This is a genomic window from Streptococcus sp. SGI.013, from assembly GCF_050315295.1.
GTDB lineage: Bacteria > Bacillota > Bacilli > Lactobacillales > Streptococcaceae > Streptococcus > Streptococcus porcorum.
The window spans coordinates 1-21,764 of the sequence record NZ_JBNPOS010000023.1; the positions used below are offsets into that span (position 1 = coordinate 1).

At 41.1% G+C, this 21,764-nt stretch carries 23 protein-coding genes and 9 pseudogenes; 8 read left to right on the forward strand and 24 right to left on the reverse strand.

All coding sequences use genetic code 11. From position 1 onward, the window contains the following. Positions 1–218: pseudogene (locus ACQRDX_RS06655) on the forward strand (hypothetical protein); the annotation flags it as partial. Between the two features lie 97 nt (positions 219–315). Here the strand turns inward: ACQRDX_RS06655 and ACQRDX_RS06660 are convergent. The 3 genes from ACQRDX_RS06660 to ACQRDX_RS06670 all read right to left on the reverse strand — a co-directional run bounded on the left by ACQRDX_RS06660 (position 316) and on the right by ACQRDX_RS06670 (position 2,342). Continuing rightward, a complete protein-coding gene (locus tag ACQRDX_RS06660; RefSeq protein WP_427895537.1) occupies positions 316–1,044 on the reverse strand; it encodes a MerR family transcriptional regulator in 729 nt (242 codons plus the stop codon). A gap of 132 nt (positions 1,045–1,176) precedes the next feature. Beyond that, on the reverse strand, positions 1,177–1,764 hold the full coding sequence (locus tag ACQRDX_RS06665) for a 3'-5' exonuclease (protein ID WP_427895535.1): 588 nt from the start codon (positions 1,762–1,764) through the stop codon (positions 1,177–1,179). Positions 1,765–1,826: 62 nt separating this feature from the next. Continuing rightward, complete coding sequence (locus ACQRDX_RS06670; protein WP_354369622.1) at positions 1,827–2,342, reverse strand: DUF536 domain-containing protein; 516 nt, start codon at positions 2,340–2,342, stop codon at positions 1,827–1,829. Between the two features lie 115 nt (positions 2,343–2,457). On the opposite strand from ACQRDX_RS06670, the gene ACQRDX_RS06675 reads away from it, so the two are divergent. Then, complete coding sequence (locus ACQRDX_RS06675) at positions 2,458–3,630, forward strand: NAD(P)/FAD-dependent oxidoreductase (RefSeq protein WP_427895532.1); 1,173 nt, start codon at positions 2,458–2,460, stop codon at positions 3,628–3,630. Between the two features lie 58 nt (positions 3,631–3,688). On the opposite strand, the gene ACQRDX_RS06680 is transcribed toward ACQRDX_RS06675, so the two are convergent. The 6 genes from ACQRDX_RS06680 to tsaB all read right to left on the reverse strand — a co-directional run bounded on the left by ACQRDX_RS06680 (position 3,689) and on the right by tsaB (position 7,940). Continuing rightward, positions 3,689–4,714 carry a threonine aldolase family protein gene (locus ACQRDX_RS06680; protein ID WP_427895530.1) on the reverse strand — a complete coding sequence of 342 codons (1,026 nt, stop codon included), beginning with the start codon at positions 4,712–4,714 and terminating at the stop codon, positions 3,689–3,691. A 10-nt stretch (positions 4,715–4,724) separates the two neighbouring features. After that, positions 4,725–5,048 carry an AzlD domain-containing protein gene (locus tag ACQRDX_RS06685; protein ID WP_354369625.1) on the reverse strand — a complete coding sequence of 108 codons (324 nt, stop codon included), beginning with the start codon at positions 5,046–5,048 and terminating at the stop codon, positions 4,725–4,727. After that, positions 5,041–5,733, reverse strand: coding sequence for an AzlC family ABC transporter permease (locus tag ACQRDX_RS06690; protein WP_427895528.1), 693 nt, complete (start codon positions 5,731–5,733; stop codon positions 5,041–5,043). The genes ACQRDX_RS06685 and ACQRDX_RS06690 overlap by 8 nt, the downstream gene beginning before the upstream one ends. Positions 5,734–5,809: 76 nt before the next feature. After that, positions 5,810–6,826 carry a tRNA (adenosine(37)-N6)-threonylcarbamoyltransferase complex transferase subunit TsaD gene (gene tsaD / locus ACQRDX_RS06695; RefSeq protein ID WP_427895526.1) on the reverse strand — a complete coding sequence of 339 codons (1,017 nt, stop codon included), beginning with the start codon at positions 6,824–6,826 and terminating at the stop codon, positions 5,810–5,812. 3 nt (positions 6,827–6,829) lie between these two features. After that, on the reverse strand, positions 6,830–7,252 hold the full coding sequence (gene rimI / locus ACQRDX_RS06700; RefSeq protein ID WP_354369628.1) for a ribosomal protein S18-alanine N-acetyltransferase: 423 nt from the start codon (positions 7,250–7,252) through the stop codon (positions 6,830–6,832). 1 nt (position 7,253) lies between these two features. Beyond that, the gene (gene tsaB, locus ACQRDX_RS06705; RefSeq protein ID WP_427895524.1) at positions 7,254–7,940 is read right to left on the reverse strand and encodes a tRNA (adenosine(37)-N6)-threonylcarbamoyltransferase complex dimerization subunit type 1 TsaB; all 687 of its coding nucleotides are present in this window, start codon (positions 7,938–7,940) and stop codon (positions 7,254–7,256) included. A 281-nt stretch (positions 7,941–8,221) separates the two neighbouring features. Here tsaB and ACQRDX_RS06710 point away from each other — a divergent pair, with 281 nt between their 5' ends. Beyond that, positions 8,222–8,452, forward strand: a complete 231-nt coding sequence (locus ACQRDX_RS06710; protein WP_354369630.1) for a DNA-dependent RNA polymerase subunit epsilon — start codon at positions 8,222–8,224, stop codon at positions 8,450–8,452. A gap of 1 nt (position 8,453) precedes the next feature. Beyond that, positions 8,454–10,136 (forward strand): ribonuclease J1, encoded by a 1,683-nt coding sequence (gene rnjA, locus ACQRDX_RS06715; RefSeq protein WP_354369631.1) that lies wholly within the window; start codon positions 8,454–8,456, stop codon positions 10,134–10,136. A gap of 21 nt (positions 10,137–10,157) precedes the next feature. Here the strand turns inward: rnjA and ACQRDX_RS06720 are convergent. The 10 genes and pseudogenes from ACQRDX_RS06720 to ACQRDX_RS06765 form a co-directional block, all read right to left on the reverse strand. Continuing rightward, a pseudogene (locus ACQRDX_RS06720) lies at positions 10,158–10,421 on the reverse strand (helix-turn-helix domain-containing protein); the annotation flags it as partial. A 13-nt stretch (positions 10,422–10,434) separates the two neighbouring features. Further along, positions 10,435–11,034 (reverse strand): DUF1349 domain-containing protein, encoded by a 600-nt coding sequence (locus tag ACQRDX_RS06725; protein WP_427895521.1) that lies wholly within the window; start codon positions 11,032–11,034, stop codon positions 10,435–10,437. 133 nt (positions 11,035–11,167) lie between these two features. Next, complete coding sequence (locus tag ACQRDX_RS06730) at positions 11,168–12,379, reverse strand: NADH:flavin oxidoreductase/NADH oxidase family protein (protein WP_427895519.1); 1,212 nt, start codon at positions 12,377–12,379, stop codon at positions 11,168–11,170. Then, entirely contained in the window at positions 12,372–13,250 is an 879-nt protein-coding gene (locus ACQRDX_RS06735; RefSeq protein WP_427895517.1) for an SDR family NAD(P)-dependent oxidoreductase, read from the reverse strand. The genes ACQRDX_RS06730 and ACQRDX_RS06735 overlap by 8 nt, the downstream gene beginning before the upstream one ends. Before the next feature lies 1 nt (position 13,251). After that, positions 13,252–14,093: pseudogene (locus tag ACQRDX_RS06740) on the reverse strand (SDR family NAD(P)-dependent oxidoreductase). Next, on the reverse strand, positions 14,086–14,931 hold the full coding sequence (locus tag ACQRDX_RS06745; protein WP_427895515.1) for an alpha/beta fold hydrolase: 846 nt from the start codon (positions 14,929–14,931) through the stop codon (positions 14,086–14,088). Before ACQRDX_RS06745 ends, ACQRDX_RS06740 begins: the two are co-directional and overlap by 8 nt. Before the next feature lie 11 nt (positions 14,932–14,942). Next, positions 14,943–15,944: an NADP-dependent oxidoreductase gene (locus ACQRDX_RS06750; protein ID WP_427895513.1), complete on the reverse strand. Its 1,002-nt coding sequence runs from the start codon at positions 15,942–15,944 to the stop codon at positions 14,943–14,945. Between the two features lie 73 nt (positions 15,945–16,017). Further along, on the reverse strand, positions 16,018–16,449 hold the full coding sequence (locus tag ACQRDX_RS06755; RefSeq protein ID WP_427895541.1) for an Rrf2 family transcriptional regulator: 432 nt from the start codon (positions 16,447–16,449) through the stop codon (positions 16,018–16,020). 93 nt (positions 16,450–16,542) lie between these two features. Beyond that, positions 16,543–16,964, reverse strand: a pseudogene (locus tag ACQRDX_RS06760) (IS630 transposase-related protein); the annotation flags it as partial. A 12-nt stretch (positions 16,965–16,976) separates the two neighbouring features. Next, on the reverse strand, positions 16,977–17,120 hold the full coding sequence (locus tag ACQRDX_RS06765) for a hypothetical protein (protein ID WP_427895511.1): 144 nt from the start codon (positions 17,118–17,120) through the stop codon (positions 16,977–16,979). 163 nt (positions 17,121–17,283) lie between these two features. Here ACQRDX_RS06765 and ACQRDX_RS06770 point away from each other — a divergent pair, with 163 nt between their 5' ends. The 3 genes from ACQRDX_RS06770 to ACQRDX_RS06780 are packed head-to-tail and all read left to right on the forward strand — an operon-like array spanning position 17,284 to position 19,766. Continuing rightward, a complete protein-coding gene (locus tag ACQRDX_RS06770) occupies positions 17,284–18,009 on the forward strand; it encodes an ABC transporter ATP-binding protein (protein ID WP_427895509.1) in 726 nt (241 codons plus the stop codon). Between the two features lies 1 nt (position 18,010). Next, positions 18,011–19,117, forward strand: coding sequence for an ABC transporter permease (locus ACQRDX_RS06775; protein ID WP_427895507.1), 1,107 nt, complete (start codon positions 18,011–18,013; stop codon positions 19,115–19,117). A 34-nt stretch (positions 19,118–19,151) separates the two neighbouring features. Continuing rightward, positions 19,152–19,766 carry a TetR/AcrR family transcriptional regulator gene (locus ACQRDX_RS06780; protein ID WP_427895505.1) on the forward strand — a complete coding sequence of 205 codons (615 nt, stop codon included), beginning with the start codon at positions 19,152–19,154 and terminating at the stop codon, positions 19,764–19,766. A gap of 165 nt (positions 19,767–19,931) precedes the next feature. On the opposite strand, the pseudogene ACQRDX_RS06785 reads toward ACQRDX_RS06780, so the two are convergent. From ACQRDX_RS06785 to ACQRDX_RS06795, 3 pseudogenes are all read right to left on the reverse strand, one after another. Continuing rightward, positions 19,932–20,204, reverse strand: a pseudogene (locus tag ACQRDX_RS06785) (nuclear transport factor 2 family protein); the annotation flags it as partial. A 47-nt stretch (positions 20,205–20,251) separates the two neighbouring features. After that, a pseudogene (locus tag ACQRDX_RS06790) lies at positions 20,252–20,389 on the reverse strand (MarR family transcriptional regulator); the annotation flags it as partial. Further along, positions 20,364–20,660 (reverse strand): annotated as a pseudogene (locus ACQRDX_RS06795) (zinc-binding dehydrogenase); the annotation flags it as partial. The pseudogenes ACQRDX_RS06790 and ACQRDX_RS06795, both read right to left, overlap by 26 nt. Between ACQRDX_RS06795 and ACQRDX_RS06800 the strand changes: the two are divergent. Beyond that, the gene (locus ACQRDX_RS06800) at positions 20,605–20,943 is read left to right on the forward strand and encodes a winged helix-turn-helix transcriptional regulator (protein WP_427895503.1); all 339 of its coding nucleotides are present in this window, start codon (positions 20,605–20,607) and stop codon (positions 20,941–20,943) included. The pseudogene ACQRDX_RS06795 and the gene ACQRDX_RS06800 sit on opposite strands and share 56 nt — an antisense overlap. A gap of 27 nt (positions 20,944–20,970) precedes the next feature. Here ACQRDX_RS06800 and ACQRDX_RS06805 read toward each other — a convergent pair. Both ACQRDX_RS06805 and ACQRDX_RS06810 read right to left on the reverse strand, forming a co-directional pair. Continuing rightward, positions 20,971–21,123, reverse strand: a pseudogene (locus tag ACQRDX_RS06805) (phage tail protein); the annotation flags it as partial. A gap of 102 nt (positions 21,124–21,225) precedes the next feature. After that, positions 21,226–21,639, reverse strand: a pseudogene (locus ACQRDX_RS06810) (CHAP domain-containing protein); the annotation flags it as partial. Between the last annotated feature and the right edge of the window lie 125 nt (positions 21,640–21,764).

A 21,764-nucleotide genomic window follows, 5' to 3' on the forward strand; every position in this document is an offset into this window, starting at 1 on the left:
GTTTCTATTACTTTACAAAAAGTGGGAAATTTTATAGATACTCTTATCAAAAATCTGATACCAAGAAAGACATTTATGACAAGAGTGCTGTCAGACAAAAAAAGGCACAGAGCTATGTGGATGAGGTGATCAATCCCATTGTTGAAAAGATGGAAATAAAACCAAGCGTGAACTTACAATGGCTATTTAATAAGATCTATCAAAAACGATTTGAATAAAAAGCTAATATAAAAAACTATTCCCACATCATACATGTGGGAATAGTTTTTTTATGGGGTAACAACTTAATGTAATGGCATTGGACACCAGCTCTCTTTATTTACTGCGCTCCTTCGCTAGCTCCAAACAGTAGGAGATGGCCTTACAATTCGGACAGCTTAGTTTTCGTGTTTTAGGTGTATGCTTTGCCTTTATAAAAGACAGATAAGTAGGCTTAAAAGTCTTGTGGCAGTGCGGACATAGATAAACCATTTTTTGATAGTAATATCGGGTAAGACCATAAACCCCCACTAAAAAGGCTGCAGCTATTAATCCTCCTAATAAAAGAGAGTGCCTTTGATCTGCCCAATGAAAAGCTAACGTAACAACCACTACAATTCCTAGTAGATAAAGGAAAAATAACCTAAAAGTCTGATGCCAAAGTTTTTGATTTTTCATGATAAGCGAAACGTCTGATAGAGTCTCAAGTGAAGAGTTGGGATAGGTTTTCAAACTGTTAAGCAGAGTGGCAGCTGTATCAAGTTTAGTCTTCTGTTCTAAAAGGACCATTTTTAAATGTCCAATGTGCTCCTGTAAGATCAATTCAAGGACTACGCTAGAATCGTCCTCAGCCAGTAAGCTTTTTATCTGTTCTATGGAAAAATCCATCTCCCTTAGAAAACAGATCATTTTCAGCTGTTGTAAATCCCTATCGCTATAAATACGCCGACCACCCTCTGTCAACTCAGAGGGTACTAAAATACCTCGTTGGTCATAGTACTGCACTGTTCGAACTGACACACCAGCTAGCTTTGCCAACTCCCTTGTCGAATAGGTATCAGACATTTCCTACACCTTCTTTCTATATACTGATGAGACAACGTGTAAATCCTGTGCACCTGATTTCCCTTTGTTCCTATCCATTATAGAAGATCACCCTAGGTCACAAACAAGCCCTTACCTAAGGTGATTTTTTTATCAATCCAACCAATTTCCCAGACTTGCAAAAGGATTGTCAATGCTCACTTCTTCTTGTTTTTCTAGAAGTTGACGGTTTTCATCAAACTCAAGGAATTTTTCATAGACTTGGGCTGTCATCCGTGCATCCTCCAAGCTATTGTGTCCTTGACCTTTAATGTCTAAAAAATTAGCGACTGTCTGTAATTTTAAATTAGCAATCCCATTCAAATCTGTGCTACGGCGTTCAAAGGCTTGATCATAAAGATCAACTTGATAAAGCGAGGTCAAATCCAATCCATTTTCTAATAGCAAAGGAAGGTCACTTTTTTGAGCATTATAGCCAATTAAAGGGACTTGACCTACAAAATCTTTAAAACTCGCTAACACCTGCTCTATCTGTGGTGCCGATTGAATTTTTTCAGCTGTAATACCTGTTAAACCATTGATAAAACTCTGTAAAGGAACCCTACTGTAAACATAGCTGTCAAAACTGTCAACTTCAATCCCTTGACAATAACGCACCGCTGAAACTTGAATAATATGGCTGACATCATCAACTGTATTAAATTCCAAATCAAAAGCAATATACTCTGTTAATGTCTTCATCTCATTTCCTCCAAAAAAGAGTGGAAACCATATCAACACCCCACTCTTTTTATCTTATCTACTTATTTTTTAAAAAGACGTGCAAAGAAACCTTTACGAGCTTCAACTTCTTTTTGGCTTTGAATTTCTTCCACTTCAGCTTTGGCTTCATTCAAAGCTAATTGTAACTTTTTACTATCTTCCATCGCTGCCAAAGTCAACTGTTGTTGTTGATCTAGCTGCTTATCTTTTTCTGCGATTTGAACATCCTTGACACGCAATTGTTCATCTTTTTCAGCTAGTTGCACGTCCTTAGCCTTGATCTGATCATAGAGACGTGTGATCTCAGTATTTTTTTCATCTACTAAGATTTGTAGTAACTCACGGTCATTAGCCTCTTCTTTCACAGGTTGATCTTCAAAAATGGTCTTATTGTAAATCTGCTCAAGCTTTAACAGTCCTTCACGCTTAACCACTGTCACCCCTTTGTCATTTTTGGTTAAATCTTCTTCTGGAAGAGACTTGACACGGTTGTTGACAGCTTGACGACTGACACCCAAAATCTCAGCAATTTCACTAACGGTTTTTTCAACTGACATTCTATGTTCACCTCGATTATTATTTCATTTATGATAGCACAGTTGACAACAACTGTCAATCTGACTTGACACCTCACATTAGTGAAAAATAGTGCTTTTATGGTAAAATAAAAACATGACACATTTTGATACTATCGTAATCGGAGGAGGGCCTGCAGGCATGATGGCAACTATTGCTTCTAGCTTCTACGGTCAAAAAACTCTCCTCCTTGAAAAAAATCGTAAACTCGGTAAAAAATTAGCTGGAACTGGTGGTGGACGTTGTAATGTCACCAATAATGGTAGTCTTGACGACCTATTGGCTGGTATCCCAGGAAATGGTCGCTTCCTCTACAGTGTCTTCTCACAGTTTGACAATCATGATATTATTAACTTTTTTGAAGAAAACGGCGTCAAACTCAAAGTAGAAGACCACGGACGAATGTTTCCCACAACGGATAAATCTCGAACGATTATCGATTGTTTGGAAAAGAAGATACTAGAACTGGGTGGGCAGATCAAAACGCAGTTTGAAGTGGTTTCAGTCAAAAAAATAGATCAACTTTTCCACATCAAATCTAATGATACTCATTTTACCTGTGACAAACTCATTGTCACTACTGGCGGAAAGTCTTACCCATCCACAGGATCCACAGGATTCGGTCATGAGATTGCCCGACACTTCAAACTAGAGGTGACAGCTCTTGAAGCCGCTGAAAGTCCCCTCTTAACCGATTTTCCGCATAAAGCACTCCAAGGAATCTCCTTAGATGATGTGACCTTGAGCTATGGTAAACACCTTATCACGCATGACCTACTCTTTACCCATTTTGGACTTTCTGGTCCTGCTGCTCTGCGACTATCTAGCTTTGTAAAAGGAGGAGAAACAGCACATCTTGATTTTCTTCCACAAACAAGTGAGGAAGAATTGTTGACCTTATTTGAAGCACAACGTGAAAAATCCTGTAAAAATGTCTTAAAAGGCTTACTGCCTGAACGTCTAGCTGATTTTTTAGCGCAGCCTTTCCCAGAAAAAATCAAGCAACTTTCTCCACAAGAAAAGCAAGGCCTTGTGGAAAACCTCAAAGCTTTTCCTATCAACATCACAGGAAAAATGTCTTTAGCTAAATCTTTTGTCACTAAGGGTGGCGTAGATTTAAAAGAAATCAATCCTAAGACCCTGGAAAGTAAAAAAGTTCCTGGACTTCATTTTGCAGGAGAAGTGTTAGATATTAACGCCCATACAGGTGGCTTCAACATCACTTCTGCCCTCTGCACAGGCTGGGTGGCAGGAACACCAAGGTATTAAACCTCCAATAAACAATAAGCAAGGCTAAACCAATACCACGGTCTAGCCTCTTTTTATGCTATAGTATGTCGCGTAATGCTTTTATATCGTCATCTGTCGTTGACCAGCTGGTTGCTAGACGAATGACTGTATGCTTATCATCATACTTTTCCCAAAAACTATAAGCGATGTTTTGAGAAAGTGAATCTAGCTGGCTATTTTCAACAATAATAAACTGCTGGTTGGTTGGGGATTCTAAATAAAAACGATAACCTTTTTCTTTTAAAATAGCTTTTAATTCTTCTGCTAAAACTAACGCCTTTTTCCCGATTTCCATATAGAGACTGTCTGTAAAAAACTGATCAAACTGAATCCCATACAAACGTCCCTTAGCTAACAAGGCACCGTGTTGTTTGACAATGGTCATAAAGTGCTTTGGCATGTTCTTTTTGGTAAAGACCAAGGCTTCACCTGCTAGAGCTCCCATTTTTGTGCCACCGATATAAAAAACTGAGCAGAGTCTTGCAATTGTAGGTAAATCAAGATCTGTCTCCTTGGCAGCTAAACCATAGCCTAGACGTGCACCATCTAAAAAGAGAGGAATCTGATAATCGTGACAAATTCGAGATAAATCTTCTAACTCTTGCTGGCTATAGAGTGTTCCATATTCGGTCGGATGGGAAATATAAACCATCCCAGGATAAACCATGTGGCTGTGGTTACCATCTGCATAAAAGGTTTCCAGGTAATCAGCTACAGCTTTTGCTGATAGCTTGCCATCTTGGTGGGGTAGCGTTAGAACTTTGTGTCCCGTATATTCAATAGCACCAGCTTCATGCAAGGCAATATGCCCTGTCTCTGCTGCAATAACGCCTTCATAAGACTGCAATAAGCTGGCAATCGCAACTTGATTAGTCTGTGTTCCTCCTGTCAGAAAAACAACCTCCGCCTCATCTAACTGACAAGCCTCTCTAATCTTTTCGATAGCAGACTGCGTATAACTATCTGTACCATAGCCTGATAGGTTTTCCTCATTACTTTTGACCAAGGCTGCTAAAAGTTTGGGGTGACAGCCTTCATTGTAGTCATTTTCAAAATGTAACATTCTATCCTCCTTACATAACAAAACGCAAAAATGCAACACAGATAATCCCAACTGCTACAGCCAACATCACATTTTTCGTCTTAGCAACAACAAAAAAAGTCGGTAAAACAGCTAAAAACTCAACCCATTTTAAGCGAGGTAGCTGAGTAACTTCCTCTGTGAAAATACTAGATAAAATCAAGGCAAAGATGATGGTAATCGGCAAGTAGCTTAGAAACTGAACAACCTTATCCGGTAATTTAGCCAATTTCACTAAGAAATAAGGCAAAATACGAGGAATCCATGTGACCAAGGCTGCTAAAAAAATGGCCCAAAAAACATATGCACTAATCATTGATCATTACCCCCACAAAACATCCTAAAAGGGTGGCACCTAAAACCGCCAAAGACTCACTCACAATAATAGCTAATATAAAATAGGAAATAAAAACACTTAGCAAAATCCAAGCGACTTTTTTCACCGAGATACGCCTAATCATCCCTTCGAGTTGATTAACCAAAATAGCTACAAACATAGCAACTAAAGCAAAGTCAATCCCAAAACGATCTGGATTTGGAATTAAACCTCCTAAGATAGTCCCTACAACCGTTGCCAAAAACCAAGACAAGTAGCCTGCAAAGTTATTCCCATACATCCAAAAAGGAGAGATAACTTTTTGCTCCAAACGATGTCCCAATAAGACCCCATAACTCTCATCAGTCATAAAGGAGCCAATCAGCACTTGTTGATATAGCTTAGCTTGTGGAAAAATTGTGGACACATGAAGATTCATCAAAAAGTGCCTAATATTAATCAAAAATACCGTCATGGCAATGGTGGATAAAGGTGCCTTGGTCAGAAGCATGGCACATAAAACAAATTGCCCACTCCCTGAGTAAACCAGTAAACACATTATCCCCATCTCAAATGGGGATAATCCAGCTTTACTCCCTACTATTCCACAGGCTAAGCCAATAGAGAGATAACCCAAAACAGTTGGAGTTGCCGCTTTTGCCCCAAGCTGCATTTCTTTAAACATAAAAAAACTCCTTCTACAGTTAGTGATTGCCCTATTATAAAACACCCTTGGCAATATAGCAAGGGTGCTTATGGATTTAGTTTTCTAAATTGTCAAATGCCAAACTCGGCTTGGCATTAAGGTCTAAGGAGGCAAAATTGCCCTTATCATACTCTACTGCTGCTGCATAAGCAATCATACCAGCATTGTCTCCACAAAGTCGTAAAGGAGGGATAACAACCTTAACATCCCTTATCTCCTCTGCTAAGCGTTCTCGTAAGCCTTGATTGGCAGCGACGCCACCTGCAACCACTAATGTATTAACAGGGTAGCGCTCTAGCGCTTTTTTCGTCTTAGCCAAAAGAATGTCTAAAACAGCTGCTTGAAACGAGGCACAAAGATCCTCCAATACCAAATCCTCACATTTTTGCTGAGCATTGTGGTGCAGATTGATAAAGGCAGACTTCAAACCTGAGAAAGAAAACTCTAGATGGTCTTCTTTAATCATAGCACGAGGAAACTGATAAACATCCTGTCCTTTATGGGCTAACTCATCAATTTCACGTCCAGCAGGATAAGTCAGCCCCATGACACGACCAACCTTATCATAAGCTTCACCAACAGCATCATCTCGCGTTTCTCCAACGATATGGTACTCTCCAGGTGCTGTCACATAAACAAGCTCTGTGTGTCCTCCTGACACCAATAAAGCAAGTAAAGGATACTCTAGCTCCTCAACTTCTCTTGCTGCCATTAGGTGACCTGCCATATGATTGACTGGAATTAAGGGTAAGCCATGTGCCCAAGCAAATGCCTTAGCTGCCGCCATTCCAACCAAAAGTGCTCCCACTAAACCTGGTCCGTAGGTAACCGCAATTGCATCCAAGTCACTAGCTACAATCCCTGCTTCTAATAAGGCATCCTCAATACAAGTCGTGATAACCTCCACATGATGGCGACTGGCTACCTCAGGGACGACACCACCAAAACGCTTGTGGCTCTCCACTTGACTAGCAATGATATTAGATAATAGTTCCTTACCATTTTTTAATACAGCTACACTGGTCTCATCACAGGAAGACTCAATAGCTAAAATATATTGATCTGTTGTCATTTTTTATCCTCTATCTCTTTTCATTAGAATAGCATCTTCTGATGGTGCTTGATAATAGTTTTTTCGCTTACCGACTACTTCAAAACCAAATTTAGCATATAAGGTTTGGGCAGAGCGGTTACTCTCTCTAACTTCTAGAAAAACAGGCACACCAAGATCGACTAAAAAAGTCATCAAACGTTCCCCAAATCCTTTGGATTGATGGGATTTTTTAACGGCAATATTCGTCAGCTCACACTCCCCCACCAGATGTTGAAGGGATAAAAAGCCTACCATTTCTCCGTCTTCGTACACATAAAAATACTCTGCTTGAGGTTGGGATAAGTCCGTCAAGACTTGTTGGTAAGTCCAAGGCGACTGTATGTAAACGTCTTCTAAAATAGCAAAAACTGACTGGGCTAAATCTTCTCTTTTATCTTCCAGCATCTTAAACTCGCTTAATGTAATCTGTATCTGTTTCTTGATTTGTTTTTAACCAATTTTCCTCAGCTTCTACTTTTTTCAAGTATTCTGGCACAAAAGCATCAATAGCGACAGGATCTAGCGACAAGGCAACTTTCCCTATCTCATAGGCACTTGGAAGAACTGGAGTAATCTCTGCTTTTGGGAGAGCATTTTTAATCTGATCAGAAAAATTGCCAACCTCCCCAACAAAGCTGACCTTTTCGTAGCCTTTGACGGCTTCTAAGACTTGCTCAAAGCTAGCATGACAATCTGGCTTGATCGCTCTGCCTTTTTCATAAAAACCGACATAAACATTGTTTCGACGAGCATCCATCACTGGTACCACCAGATGTGAGCTAGGGTGATTTAAGGCAATAGTTTGTAAGCTAGACACCCCCACTAGATCAATCTTTAAACTGTAAGCTAAGGTCTTAGCCGTTGCTACTGCAACACGCAAGCCTGTGTAAGAACCTGGACCTTGTGCCACAGCGATACGGTCCAAATCACTCGGTTGCCAGCCCACTTGTTGCATCAAAAAATCAATGCTTGGCATGAGGCTGATACTATGATTTTTTTTAATATTAAGGGTTAGCTCCCCTTGTAATTGCTCATCTTCTAACAAGGCTAAAGAGAGCGCTTGACTTGATGTATCAAAGGATAAAACTTTCATTTCTTAACTGTCCTCACTTGATTCTATCCTTTATTGTATGATATAATTGTGATAATTGCAACGAATCAAGGTTAAATCCATTACACTATAACAATTGAATATGAGGTGGCTATTTAACAGTCACTTAACCCAGTGGTCATCTGCTATCATCTTTTAAAAAAAGTAGTCAACCAATCTTGGGGTGGGAGTCTGACGCTTTTGCAAGTCACATTTGGCCCACTCTCTTTTTATTAGTTCAATTCAGATGGGCTTAACCCATTCAAAACCAGAAAGGAAATCTCATGATTTATAAAGTATTTTATCAAGAACGCAAAGACCGTAGCCCAAAACGTGAACAAACCAAAGCCCTCTATGTAGAGGTGGAAGCTTCAACTGAACTTGAAGGACGTATTATTGCGCGTAAACTTGTTGAGGACAAAACAGACTATAATATTGAGTTTGTTGAGTTATTATCTGACAAACACCTTGAATATGAAAAAGAAACAGGTGTCTTTGAATTAACGGAGTTGTAAGATGTCAAATATCAATTTAAAACCCGAAGAAGTTGGGGTTTATGCCATCGGTGGCCTTGGTGAGATTGGTAAGAACACTTACGGTATTGAATACCAAGATGAAATTATCATTGTTGATGCTGGGATTAAGTTTCCTGAGGATGATCTCTTAGGGATTGACTATGTTATCCCTGATTATTCTTACATTGTCGAAAATATTGATCGTGTCAAAGCACTTGTGATTACTCATGGACACGAAGATCATATCGGTGGTATCCCTTTTCTTCTCAAACAAGCTAATATCCCAATCTATGCAGGTCCTCTAGCGCTAGCTTTAATCAAGGGAAAACTCGAAGAGCATGGTTTACTGCGTGATGCTAAGATGCATGAAATCAACCACAACACAGAGTTAACCTTCAAAAATCTCAGTGTTACTTTCTTTCGGACAACCCACTCTATCCCAGAGCCTTTAGGAATTGTTATTCACACGCCTCAAGGTCGTGTGGTTTGTACAGGTGACTTTAAGTTTGACTTTACACCAGTTGGTGAGCCCGCAGATCTACATCGTATGGCTGCTCTTGGTGAGGAGGGTGTCCTTTGTCTCTTGTCAGACTCAACCAATGCAGAAGTGCCAACTTTTACTAATTCTGAAAAAGTTGTTGGTCAGTCCATCATGAAAATTATTGAAGGCATTCATGGGCGTATCATTTTCGCTTCTTTTGCCTCAAACATTTTCCGTCTGCAACAGGCCGCTGAGGCTGCTGTGAAAACAGGACGTAAAATCGCAGTCTTTGGACGCTCGATGGAAAAAGCTATTGTTAATGGTATTGAGCTTGGCTACATCAAGGTTCCAAAGGGGACCTTTATCGAACCTAATGAAATTAAAGACTACCATGCTTCTGAAATTCTCATCATGTGTACAGGAAGCCAAGGGGAGTCAATGGCTGCTCTAGCTCGTATCGCTAACGGGACCCACCGTCAAGTCACTTTACAGCCTGGTGATACTGTTATTTTCTCATCTAGCCCAATTCCAGGTAATACGACAAGTGTCAATAAATTGATTAACACGATCCAGGAAGCTGGGGTGGATGTGATTCATGGTAAAATCAACAACATCCATACCTCTGGACACGGTGGACAACAAGAGCAAAAATTGATGCTTCGTTTGATGAAACCCAAGTACTTTATGCCTGTTCACGGTGAATACCGTATGCAAAAAGTTCATGCTGGTCTAGCAGTAGATACTGGGGTTGAAAAAGATAATATCTTTATCATGGAAAATGGTGATGTCCTTGCTTTAACAAAGGATTCCGCTCGCATTTCTGGTAAGTTTAACGCTCAAGATGTCTATGTTGACGGTAATCGCATCGGAGAAATCGGTGCTGCTGTCCTTCGTGATCGCCGTGATCTAGCTGAGGATGGTGTCGTCTTAGCAGTAGCTACAGTTGACTTCAACTCTAAGATGATTTTAGCTGGACCAGACTTGTTAAGTCGTGGCTTCATCTATATGCGCGAATCAGGTGATCTGATCCGTGAAAGCCAACGTATCCTTTTTAATGCCATCCGCATTGCCTTAAAAAATAAAGATGCTAGTATCCAATCTGTTAATGGTGCAATTGTCAATGCTCTTCGTCCTTTTCTTTATGAAAAAACTGAGCGTGAGCCCATTATTATTCCTATGGTACTAACACCTGATCACAAATAGAAAAAAACCATTTCGGCTATATTAGCTGAAATGGTTTTTCTTTTTATAATCCGTCATGGTCATGCCTGTCCATTTTTTAAAGGCTCGGCTAAAGTCATTGACCTCGCTATAGCCAACTAGGCTAGAGATTTCTTCGGTTGAGAGACTCATCTTAAGGTAAGAGAAAGCCAGGGCTTTTTGAATTGCTTGTAGTTCTTGCTTAAAGCTGGTATTTTCAGCTGACAAGTTTCTCTGTAGGGTGCGCACACTCAAACCTAGACGATGGGCGATGTCCTCGATGAGAAATCCTCTTTTAATGCTAATCTGGTTGCTGTCCGTCATGGGCCAGCCACTTGCAGTCAGTCAAGGTCATTTCGGAAAAGACCGCTTCAAAAGAAGAATCTTCTGGCGAGCAGGCATAGATTCCAAAATGGATTTTACCACTGCCTTCATGTAAGTGGCAAATCCGCATCTGCTCAAAATGAACACCGTCTTTGGAGTTTTCAATGCAGAAATCACTGCCCCGTCGGCTCAAACGGTAATAGATAGACTTGACTGAAGCAGGTATTTCCTGAGTTGCCCAGTCTGAAAAACCGTGATTGGTCACGACACTGCCCAGGTGCTGAAAGTTTTCATTTTCATACTCAATCGAGCCCTTAATCCAGTTTTCCGAATCCTGATAAACAACGACACCACACTGGTCAAAGCGGGTATGACTATTGGAAAAATCCGTCTTAACCGTAAAGGAGAAATACTCTTCCTCCGTATCCATCAAGAGTAGGGGAGCATTGTCATTGACAAAATGATAATAGGTTTTCTGCCACAAGTCCGTATGGGCTTGGGTTGTGATTCTGATTTCCTTATCTGAAATCTGGTAGTTTTCTGGTTCTCGTACCCAGTAAAAATTCTTGGTATTCATTTGCTTTCCTTTCGTTTTAGATTATTATACAGACAAAAGATAAGGGAGACAAGTAACTCAATCAACTTTTTCAAGAGCAAGCTGGGGGTGATTTTGGGGACTTTGCAGGCCTTGTATGACCAAGAGTTATAAATCACTTCCTTCTAGGTTTCAGTGCAGATAGACCATGGACTTTGACTGTCTGAAGAAGATAAGGCCAGGCATTTTTACTGATTTTGACACTTCTTCCCTTGGCCAAACGCTTCATCTGTGCTTCGTAATAACTTACACCAATAATGGGTCCAAATGCCTTATCAAGTTTTGGAAGGCCTGTTGTCAAGCGTGGCGTTGACAACTGTAAATCACTGTCTTCTCGGTAGTCATTGACCAGACTGGGTCTCAGGACAAAAGGCCTTGCAAGTCCAATCATGGATACACCTTCTTCAATTGCCTCTTCCATTTGAGTGACTTTACGAAAGCCACCTGTTGACACAATGGGAACAGGTGTAAGGTCTGCTAAGGCTACCGCATAGGTGACAAAGCCAGCACCACTCTCATATTCACCACCAAAGACAGGAGTTTCATAATTGCCACCTGAAATTTCAATCAGGTCAATACCTAGCTCAGACATACGTTTTACCACATATTTGCAATCCTCGAATCCAAAGCCTTCTTCTTTAAAATCAGAAGCATTCAATTTCAAGGCAATGGTAAAATCAGGTCCCACTTTTGCACGAAGCCCTTGGTAAATTTCAACGAGAAACCGTAGGCGATTATCCAGACTTCCTCCGTAAAGATCTGTCCGCTGATTATCTGCAGGCGAGAGGAATTGATTGATTAGATAACCGTGAGCAGCGTGCAACTGTACCCCTGTAAATCCAGCAGCTTTTGCACGAACACCTGCTGCAATAAACTTATCCCTAGCTTCCTTAATCTCAAAAACGGTCATCTCTCTGGGCGGACGAAAGGCAGACGCTGAACCACCTGAAATCGGAATAGCACTCGGTGCGATGGGTTCTTGATTGATGGACCTATACATCTGTTTTCCAGGGTGATTGAGCTGAAGCCAGATGGGGACACCGTTTTTTTGTCCAACAGCTGCCCATTTTCGAAATTGATTCAAATGAGCGTCTGAATCAAGGACCACATTGCCCGGTTCTCCCAGATAGCGACTGTCCACCATGACATTACCTGTCACTAGGACGCCCATACCCTGCTTGGCCCAGTAATCATATAGAGAAATCAAGTCATCTGAGGGAGCCTGTTGCTTGTCAGCCATGGTTTCACTCATAGCTGACTTGAAAAAGCGGCTCTCTAAGACCTGACCATTTGGCAGTCGGAGAGGTTCCAACATGAGTTTATCCATGATTTGCCTCCTTAGAAACTGACAGTTTGTCTTCACAATAGGTCAGTAGCTTTTGCAAGCTGACTTGTGAAAAGCTCTTTTCGGCAACTGGTTTGACCTGACAATCATCAAAATAAAGGCCAGACTGGTCAGCAACTTCAGCTGATATAGCTAAATAATAGCCTGTTTTGATACCTTCTTCCACACTTTTAGGCTGATTCTTATCCTCTGATGCCTGACTAGCGTTAGCTTGTTTGGTTATAATTGGTTTACCTCCCGTCACCATCTTTGTAGCAATTAAACCTGGGTGATAGGCATTAACCGTGATTGGCAATTTCTTGTCCACAAACTGTTCTGCAAAATAACGAGTAAGCCAAATGATATAAAGTTTGGAATTATTGTAAGCTAGTTTAGGACTATAGCTTCGCTCAAAACCAAAGTCTAAGTCTGTCGTATCAGCAAAGTGGTGCATATAGGAAGAAGTGTTGATGATACGACCTGCTTCCGCTCTTGCTAACAAAGTCTGTAAATCCTTTATAATCATATAGGGAGCCAAGACGGACACCATAAAAGTCAGTTCGACATTCTCCTCATTGGCCTGCTGTTCAGATCCTGAAAATATTCCAGCATTATTGATGAGAACATCTAACTTTTTAAAGTCCCGCTGTATAGCTTTGTTAAACTGTTTGACTTCCTCTATTTTGGAAAAATCAGCTCGATAAGCATGTAGGAGGTTGCTACCAGTTTCCTGCTGAAGGCTCATCAAGGTTTCTTGCAGTTTTTCTTTGTTACGGCCATGGAGAATAACCTCGTGCCCATCTCTTGCCAAGGTCAGAGCTAAATGTCTACCAATTCCATCTGTTGAGCCTGTGATTAAAATAGTCTTAGTCATCTCATTTCTCCTCAAAAAGGGCGAGCTTTTCCCGACAATAATTCAAAAGTACCTGTCCTTTATCTCTATCATAGCCTTTCAGACTAACCCTTGCTAGTTTCTTTTCTGAAAAGTAACATCCTGACATGTTGGCAACTTCAGGAGAAAGACTGAGGTAGTAACCCGTTTCAATTCCTTGATCTAAGTCCTTAGAAAATGGCTTCATTAAGCCTGTTAAAATCTGACTTCGGAGATTACGCTTGACACCATCATTGCCCAAATTGGTCGCAATCAAGCCTGGATGATAGGCATTGACCGTAACCGATGACCCCTGCTTTTCTAGGGCTTCTGCCTGGGCAATCGCCAACCAAATGGTATAGAGTTTAGCATTGTTGTAGGCCATGGCTGCAGAATAGCTCTGCTCCAAGCCAAAATCCAAGCTCTTGCTTTGTGCAAAATGGTGCATAAAGGAAGAGGTATGGACGACTCTACCTGCCTCTGCTTGTTCCAACAAAGGCAGAAACTCTGCCGTCAAGATATAGGGAACTTGGACAGACAGCATAAAGGCCATCTCGATATTTTCCACCGTCGCCACACGGGCGTCTCCAAAGTAGGCTCCCGCATTGTTGAACAAGACATCAATCTTGTCAAAATCTCTGCGAATCTCCTCACTAAAACGATAAACATCTACTAGCTTTGAAAAGTCAGCTAGATAGCCGTGAATGTTTTTATTCCCTGTTTTTAGCTGAATATCACTGAGGGCTACACGTAGCTTTTCACTATTTCGCCCGTGCAGGATGACTTCATGGCCAAGCGTTTGCCAATTCCATCCGTTGAACCTGTGATTAAGATGGTTTTAGGCATTACTTTCCTCCAAAAAGGCTATCAAGTCTCTTGAAAAGGCCTCTGCATTTTGGAAGATAGACCCGTGACCTGCATTTTGATAGATGATCAGCTGACTGTTTTTGATTTTCTCCTGCATGATATAAGAGTTCTCAGTCTGAACTTGCATATCCTTGTCACCGTTGACGATCAGCGTTGGTTGCGTGATAAAGGTCATATCGTCTTGAGGCTCTCTGCCCCAACGTTTGATTGCCTTCAGCTGTATCAAAAATCCTAGAACATTCATGTCCTTGTCTGCATACTCGACTTTTCTTTCTCCCATACGACCCAAAACTTTTTCAGCTTCCAGTCGGCCTGCTTCATCATGATTGTAGAAGATGTAGCGTTTTGGATCGACACGCTCCAGACCAGCCTTCAGCATATAGCGGAAGGTTTTTCCTGTCACCTTATCGACTTCAAGACCTCCGCGAGAGCCTGTTCCTGCTAGAATCAAGCGGTTAACCATTTGACTATCGAGACGAACGATTTCTTGGGCAATAAAACCACCCATTGAAAGACCAAGTAAGTTGATTTTCTTATAGCCGAGAGCCTTGATAATAGCATAAGCCTGCTCTGCCATTCCTGGAATCGTAGGAGCGACCTTGCCTTGACTGGCTCCGACGCCAGGCAGGTCTAGGACGATGATGTGCTCTTTTTCAGCCAGTAAATCCAGCAATTTGGGATCCCAGTTATCCAAGGTTGCAGCCAAATGGACTAACATGACCAAGGGCAGTTTGGACTTGCCCTTACCTAGTTCACGGTAGGCAATCTGATTGCCAGCGACAGTAATGTATTGGTTTTTGGTATCGATATAAGACATAAGTATTCCTACTATTTAAAACTGAGGACAGTTTTTCCACGTGAGCGACCGTTGGCTACCTTGTCCAAGGCTGCGTTGACTTCTTCAAATGGATAAACGGTATCGATAGACGGTTTGATTTCTAGTTTGCTGAAAATATCTGCCACTTCTTGTAGCTGCTGGCCATTACTTTCTACGAAGATGAAATGGTAGTGTACGCCGTAGTTTTCCGCCATTTTATCAAACTTGCGACCAACCAAGCCAAGCAGGATTTGTTTCCATTTTGGCAGGTTCATGCGTTTGGCAAATTCACCGTTTGGCATGGCACGGAGGGAAACCAGGTGACCACCTTTTTTCATGATCGACATTTGTTTTTCGGTTTCTGCACCGCCAAGTGTGTCCAAGACATAGTCGATTTGGGAGAGGATTTTGGTGTAATCTTCTGTCTTGTAGTCGATAAACTGGTCAGCACCCAGTGCCAATACCCGCTCTGCATTTGCCCCGTCACCGTTGGTAATGACGGTCAAGCCCTTGGCTTTGGCAATGGGAATGGCCATGCCGCCGACACCGCCTGTCCCGCCTGAGATGAAAATGGTCTTTCCAGCCTCTGCACCCATGAGGTCCAGTGCCTGCATAATGGTCAGGGCAGTCAGAGGAACGGCTGCCGCTTCCACGTCGGTCAGATAGGCAGGAACTTTGGCAAGGGCTGTAGCCTCAACCGCTACATACTCGGCAAAAGCACCGATATTATCGAGAGGAAGACGACCAAAGACACGGTCACCAACCTCAAACTTGGTGATACTTGATCCAACTTCTGTAACCAGACCAACAACTTCATTACCCGCTGTTTGTGGCAATTTGTAAGGGACAATCATCTTGACATCTCCACGAGAAATCATGTTATCTAGAGGATTGACACCTGCCGCTGTCACTTTGACAAGGACTTGATTGGGTTTGATTTGAGGTTTAGCAATGTCAGTTAGGTTAAGTACGATATTGTTTTTGTTATAAGATGTGTGTTGTGCTGCTTTCATGGTTTACTCCTTTTGTTCAAAGACTTGTATCTGATACAAGTCAATGTTTGTTCTTAGAAAATCTGACACTTGGTCAGACACATTTTTGCTTGGCTGATTGGTAGAGATTGGTAATGACATTATCCAAGGTTTCTTGCCCTAGTTCTTTTTCAAGTTGTTCTTCAACATTTGAAAAAATAGGAGACATGGCACTCTCAATGTGCTTACCAACTGGACATGCCTGGTTAGCATTTTGGTGAATTTGGAAGAGATTAATATGTTCTACTTCCTGGGTGGCAAAATAGATTTCCAATAAAGTCATCTCTTTTGGCGACTTACTTAACTGGTATCCTGATCGCCCTTGTTGCGAAGTGATGAGTCCTGCATTTTTCAGAAGTGCAATCACCTTACGAATGTAACTAGCATTGGTACCGACACTTTCTGCTAAGGCTTGCGAGCTGAGGACTTCCTTGCTCTCACTAATCATAGTAAGAATGTGAAGGGCAACAGAAAATTTTGTATCCATCATAAGATTCTCCTTTCTGTTCATGTATCAACTACAAGAACAAGTTTAACATAACAAAATCTCCTTAGCAATGATTTTGTTTTAATTCCAAGTTACCAACTGGTCTTTCAAAGAGGGACCATATTCTCGATGAAAATATGTCTCAAACCCTGTCTCGTCAATGTAAACATAAACAGAAGTCAGATGGGTTAAGTTGCTCAATTCTTTAAAGAACATATCTACTTTTTCAGGGTCTTGTTCATAGTAGGTACAGCTTTTTTTTCAAGTATATCCCTTAACTTTGAGAGTGTTGAAGACAGTCAAACAACCATCTGGATGAATTTCAAGATAGTTCTTTAATTTATCTCTATCAACTTTTCTTGCCTTAGTGATGAAGCTCACCTGTTTTCTCTTTTAGTTTTAGGCATTGATAGATAGTATTGCGCGAAATTTGGAAAATAGTAGATGATTCAGTAACATTGCCGAATTTCTCACAATATGCGAGAAATTCTTCGAAAATCTAATGAATATGCCATAAAAGCAACACATCAGTCCACACTCTTAATGCGTTTCTTGACTTTTTGGCTAAATGCGACCAGTCTGTGTTTTTCTTCTGGCCAGATTTTAGTCACACGGTCCACCGCGATAATAAAAATAACCACTACACCATAGTCTTTGGCACTAGCAATCATACCTAGATTTTCCAAAATGGTGAGTAACAAAAAGCAACTGAATTTTTTATCATGAATGCTCAAAAATTTTTTCTCTTGACAAGTGAGTGAGTACTCACTATAATAGTTTTTGTTCTTAAAAGTGAGCAAATACTCACTCACGAACTAGAAAGAAGGTTTATCAATGGAAAAACTCATTGATTTGAAAGACTTGAACAAAGCTTTCTCTGCACAAACAGTGTTAAACAATGTCACTCTTGAAGTCAACAAAGGTGAAATTATTGGTTTGATTGGCCCTTCTGGGGCTGGAAAATCAACCATGATTAAAACCATGCTAGGAATGGAAAAAGCAGATAGCGGGACAGCGCTGGTACTCAATACTCAGATGCCTAATCGTCATATCTTAGGTAAAATTGGTTATATGGCACAGTCAGATGCTCTCTATGAAGCTTTGACTGGTCTGGAAAATTTGGAGTTTTATGGACAAATGAAAGGTATTGCCAAAAAAGAACTAACTCTACAAATTCACCATGTAGCTAAGGTCGTCGACTTACAGGAGCATCTTGACAAATTTGTATCAGGCTATTCTGGTGGAATGAAACGTCGCTTATCACTCGCAATTGCCCTGTTAGGAAATCCTGAGTTGCTAATTTTAGATGAACCAACAGTAGGAATTGACCCTTCCCTTCGTCGGAAAATTTGGACAGAACTTGATGCTATCCGTCAAAAAGGACGTTCTGTTTTCATCACAACTCATGTCATGGACGAAGCGGAGCTGACTGACAAAGTTGCGCTTCTGCTATACGGGGAGATCATTGCCTTTGACACGCCGCAAGATCTCAAAGAGCGATACGGGGTTAATACGGTAGAAGACGCCTTTTTAGCAGCAGAAAATAAGGAGGAACTCTGATATGCGTACCTTAGCCATTTCCAAAAAAGTACTAAAAGAATTGCTACGCGACAAGCGTACCTTAGCTATGATGTTTGTTGCACCTATCCTCATCATGTGGCTGATGAATGTCATGTTCTCTGCCAATAACACAACTTCCGTTACCATTGCTACCGTTGACGTCCCAAGTAGTCTAGTTAAAAATCTGGACGATGTGGATCACATTTCTATTAAAGAATACAGTAATAAAGAAAATGCACAAAAAGAATTGGATGACCAAGCAGTAGATGCCATTCTCACAGCAAGTGGTAATGGATATGATGTTACCTACTCCAACACAGACTCTTCAAAGACAGCTCTAACCCGTCAGGCTATTAAGTCTGTTCTTAGCCTATCAAGTGTTAACGAACTCATAACTCAGCTCAAGCAAGCTACTAGCAAAAATCCAAGTCTAGCCGCTCTCCTTCCGACGAACGACAGCAAATCTACAAATCTGACTGAATACTACGACTATGGTAATAAAGATACAGGTTTCTTTACTAAAATGATTCCTATCCTCATGGGTTTTATGGTTTTCTTCTTTGTTTTCTTAATTTCAGGAATGGCTCTTCTAAAAGAACGTACAACTGGTACTCTCGACCGATTACTGGCAACTCCTGTTAAGCGTAGTGACATCGTCTTTGGCTACATGATTTCCTATGGTATTCTTGCGGTTATTCAAACCATCGTTATAGTAGTTTCGACCATCTGGCTCCTTGACATTGAAGTTGCGGGAAATATTATCAATGTTATTATCGTAAATTTCATTCTAGCGCTAGTAGCATTAGCCTTTGGAATTTTATTGTCAACCTTAGCGAAATCAGAATTCCAAATGATGCAATTTATACCACTAGTAGTTATGCCACAACTCTTTTTCTCTGGCATTATTCCGCTAGATAGTATGGGAGATTGGGTGCAATACCTCGGTAAAATCCTTCCTCTTTCTTACTCTGGAGATGCTCTGACCAAGGTTATCATGTATGGTGATGGACTGAGTAGTATTGCTTTTGATATCTTGATTTTACTAGTTTTTCTCTTCATTTTAAGTACTGCAAACATCATTGGTCTCAAACGCTATCGTAAAGTATGATATAATAAAGAAAATCACTGAAGAGGAGCTTGACATGACTGAAAAGAACATTGTGTTTTCTTTCGAAAAACACTTAGAAACAGCCAAGATGCCTGCAGGTAAACGTAAAACTCTACTAGCAGCAATGACATTATTTGCAAAACAAGGGTTCCATGGAACATCCACTATGCAAGTAGCCGAAGTGGCTAAAGTTAGTCAGGCAACTGTATTCAAATATTTTAAGACCAAAGAAGACTTATTATTGGGAGTATTACAACCTATGGCAGAACTGCTTAGTACCCCCTTTATAAACACTATGACACAGTTTAACAATAAAGAGGATATCGTTCACTTTTTCATCCATGATCGCTTCGCTTTCATTAAGGCAAATCGCTCCTTAGCAAAAATTATTCTACAAGAACTCCTGACAAATCCTGAAACTAAGAAAATTATCAGTAAGCAGATCAGTCGGTTAGCTCCCTCAATTGACTTGATTGAAAATCGCTTGTGTCAAGGAAATCACCTCAAGAAATCCGAAGTGATACGCACTGCCATAGCTCCTTTTTTCACCTACCTCATGCAGATGATTATTTTTGAGACAACTAGCACGGATGAAAAACGAGACCTTGAGCTTATCGAACAACAAATCTTAAAACTCTTATCCGAATAAAAGAGAGCATTGAGATGATTCATTTATCTCCTCATTAATTAGATTAAGAATATGAAGAAACTGAAATCAAAAAAGGTATCTTGTTTCAAAAAATCATTCATCCATAAAAGCTTCATAGTAACAAAAAGATCTGGACTTATGAGTCCAGATCTTTTTCATACAATCTTAAAACTTCCCTAAATTTGTCAAGTCTTTTTTATCTGGCATGACTTCTTTGTTGTCCCAGTGCTCGACAATCTTACCATCTTTGAGGCGGTAGATGTCAAAGTGGGCCTAGTCCTGACCTGCAATCCAGACTTTCGAATAAGCCACGACGTAGTCACCCTGTCCCATCACCTTAAAGATAAAGTCGTAGTTGACTTGATTCTCTATCAGATAGTCCTTGTAGGCCGCACCGCCTTGGGCGATGTCTTGGTTGTGCTGAATCAGGTCTGCTGCTTACTGGAGTAAGTCTTCTTGCTGACCCAATTCTGTGTCACACCTCAGGGATTATAATACACCCACATAAGAATGGACAAGCACTTGCCATTGGGCCCATGCCAGCGAGCGTAGCCCTCATAGAGCCCGACCTGCTGGTCAAAGATGCGAGCATAGTGTTTACTGCGTTTTTGTAGTTCTGTCATCATCGCCCTCCTCGTTGAGCACTATCACCTTGCCAAAAGCCTCCGACCCCTCTAAATAGCGGTGAGCCTCTTGAATGGTATCCAAGCTAAAGACCTTCTCAGGCCCAACCGGTACCTGATAGGTCGTGATATAATCAAACATCTACTGCAACTTGTCCTGATTGACATTGCCAGACGCAAAAGTAGTCAGATAGACATTCTTTCGCAACTGCTCAATGGGATCAAAGTCCTCCAGATACCACTTGCCGCCCAGCCACCCAGTCGAAACGACCTTGCTTTTGATTGGTAACAAGTGGAACATCCTCATCCTACGCGACCTCATGGACGGCACCAAACGCTTTGGCGAGTTGCAACGCTCTATCGGTTCCATTAGTCAAAAAGTTCTAACCAGTAATCTGCGAGACCTTGAAGCCAAGGGCATTGTGGACCGCAAGGTCTATCCAGAAGTCCCGCCGCGGGTTGAATACTCGCTAACCGAACTCGGCCACTCTCTAAAGCCAATCTTTGATTCCATGCGGAACTGGGGTGAATGGTACCAAGAACAACAAAACTAGCCTAGAACAATCTAAGCTAGTTTTTTCTTACAAATAGTCACCCTTGACCTCAAAGAAAGTCCCTCGGATTTCGCCTGCTAATTTGGAGCGTTGACGGGCAAACTTAAATTTTCCTTCAAACTCTTTAGGAATCTCAATGCCATTGGACAATTTAAAACCGACTGCTCTCTTTCCTTCTTCTTAATGTAATGCAGGTTTGATGAGAAAACTTCAGAGATAAACCAAAGAGAGATTAAGCCATAAGCTTAATCCCTCTTTTTAGTTTATCACCTATCCAGCCTGTTAAGCATTTGGATAAATATAAGATACTGTTCCTTGAGCTGTTGTTGGGTCAAAATAGCCACGATAATTACCGATACTCATATTCCCATTATAGTTAGATTCTAATACTTGAATACTATTAGCACTTTGAACATCTGTCACATAGGCAACGTGTCCGTAACCACCATCATTCCATACCGCAATCGCACCGACCTGCGGTGTTGTTCCTACTGTAAATCCAGCTGCAGCTGCACTGGTCGCCCAATCAGCTGCATTTCCCCAGTTATTTCCAGCCCATGAAGCCAACTCTTTAACACCCCAAGTACACTGACCAACAGGATAAGTGTTATCAGATGAGCTACTTGTTGTGGTAGCCGCTACTGTACTAGTTGTGGTACTTGTTGTATCTGCTGTTGCATAGCTGCTATCTCCAGCGTAGGTTTGTGCTACTTGCTCTGGCATATAAGTGGCCACAGGAGCTTGTGAATAACCATAGTCCTGTCCATAAGGAGCACCCCATTGATCCGCACTAGCTGAAGCGCCAGTAAAAATTGCTGCTC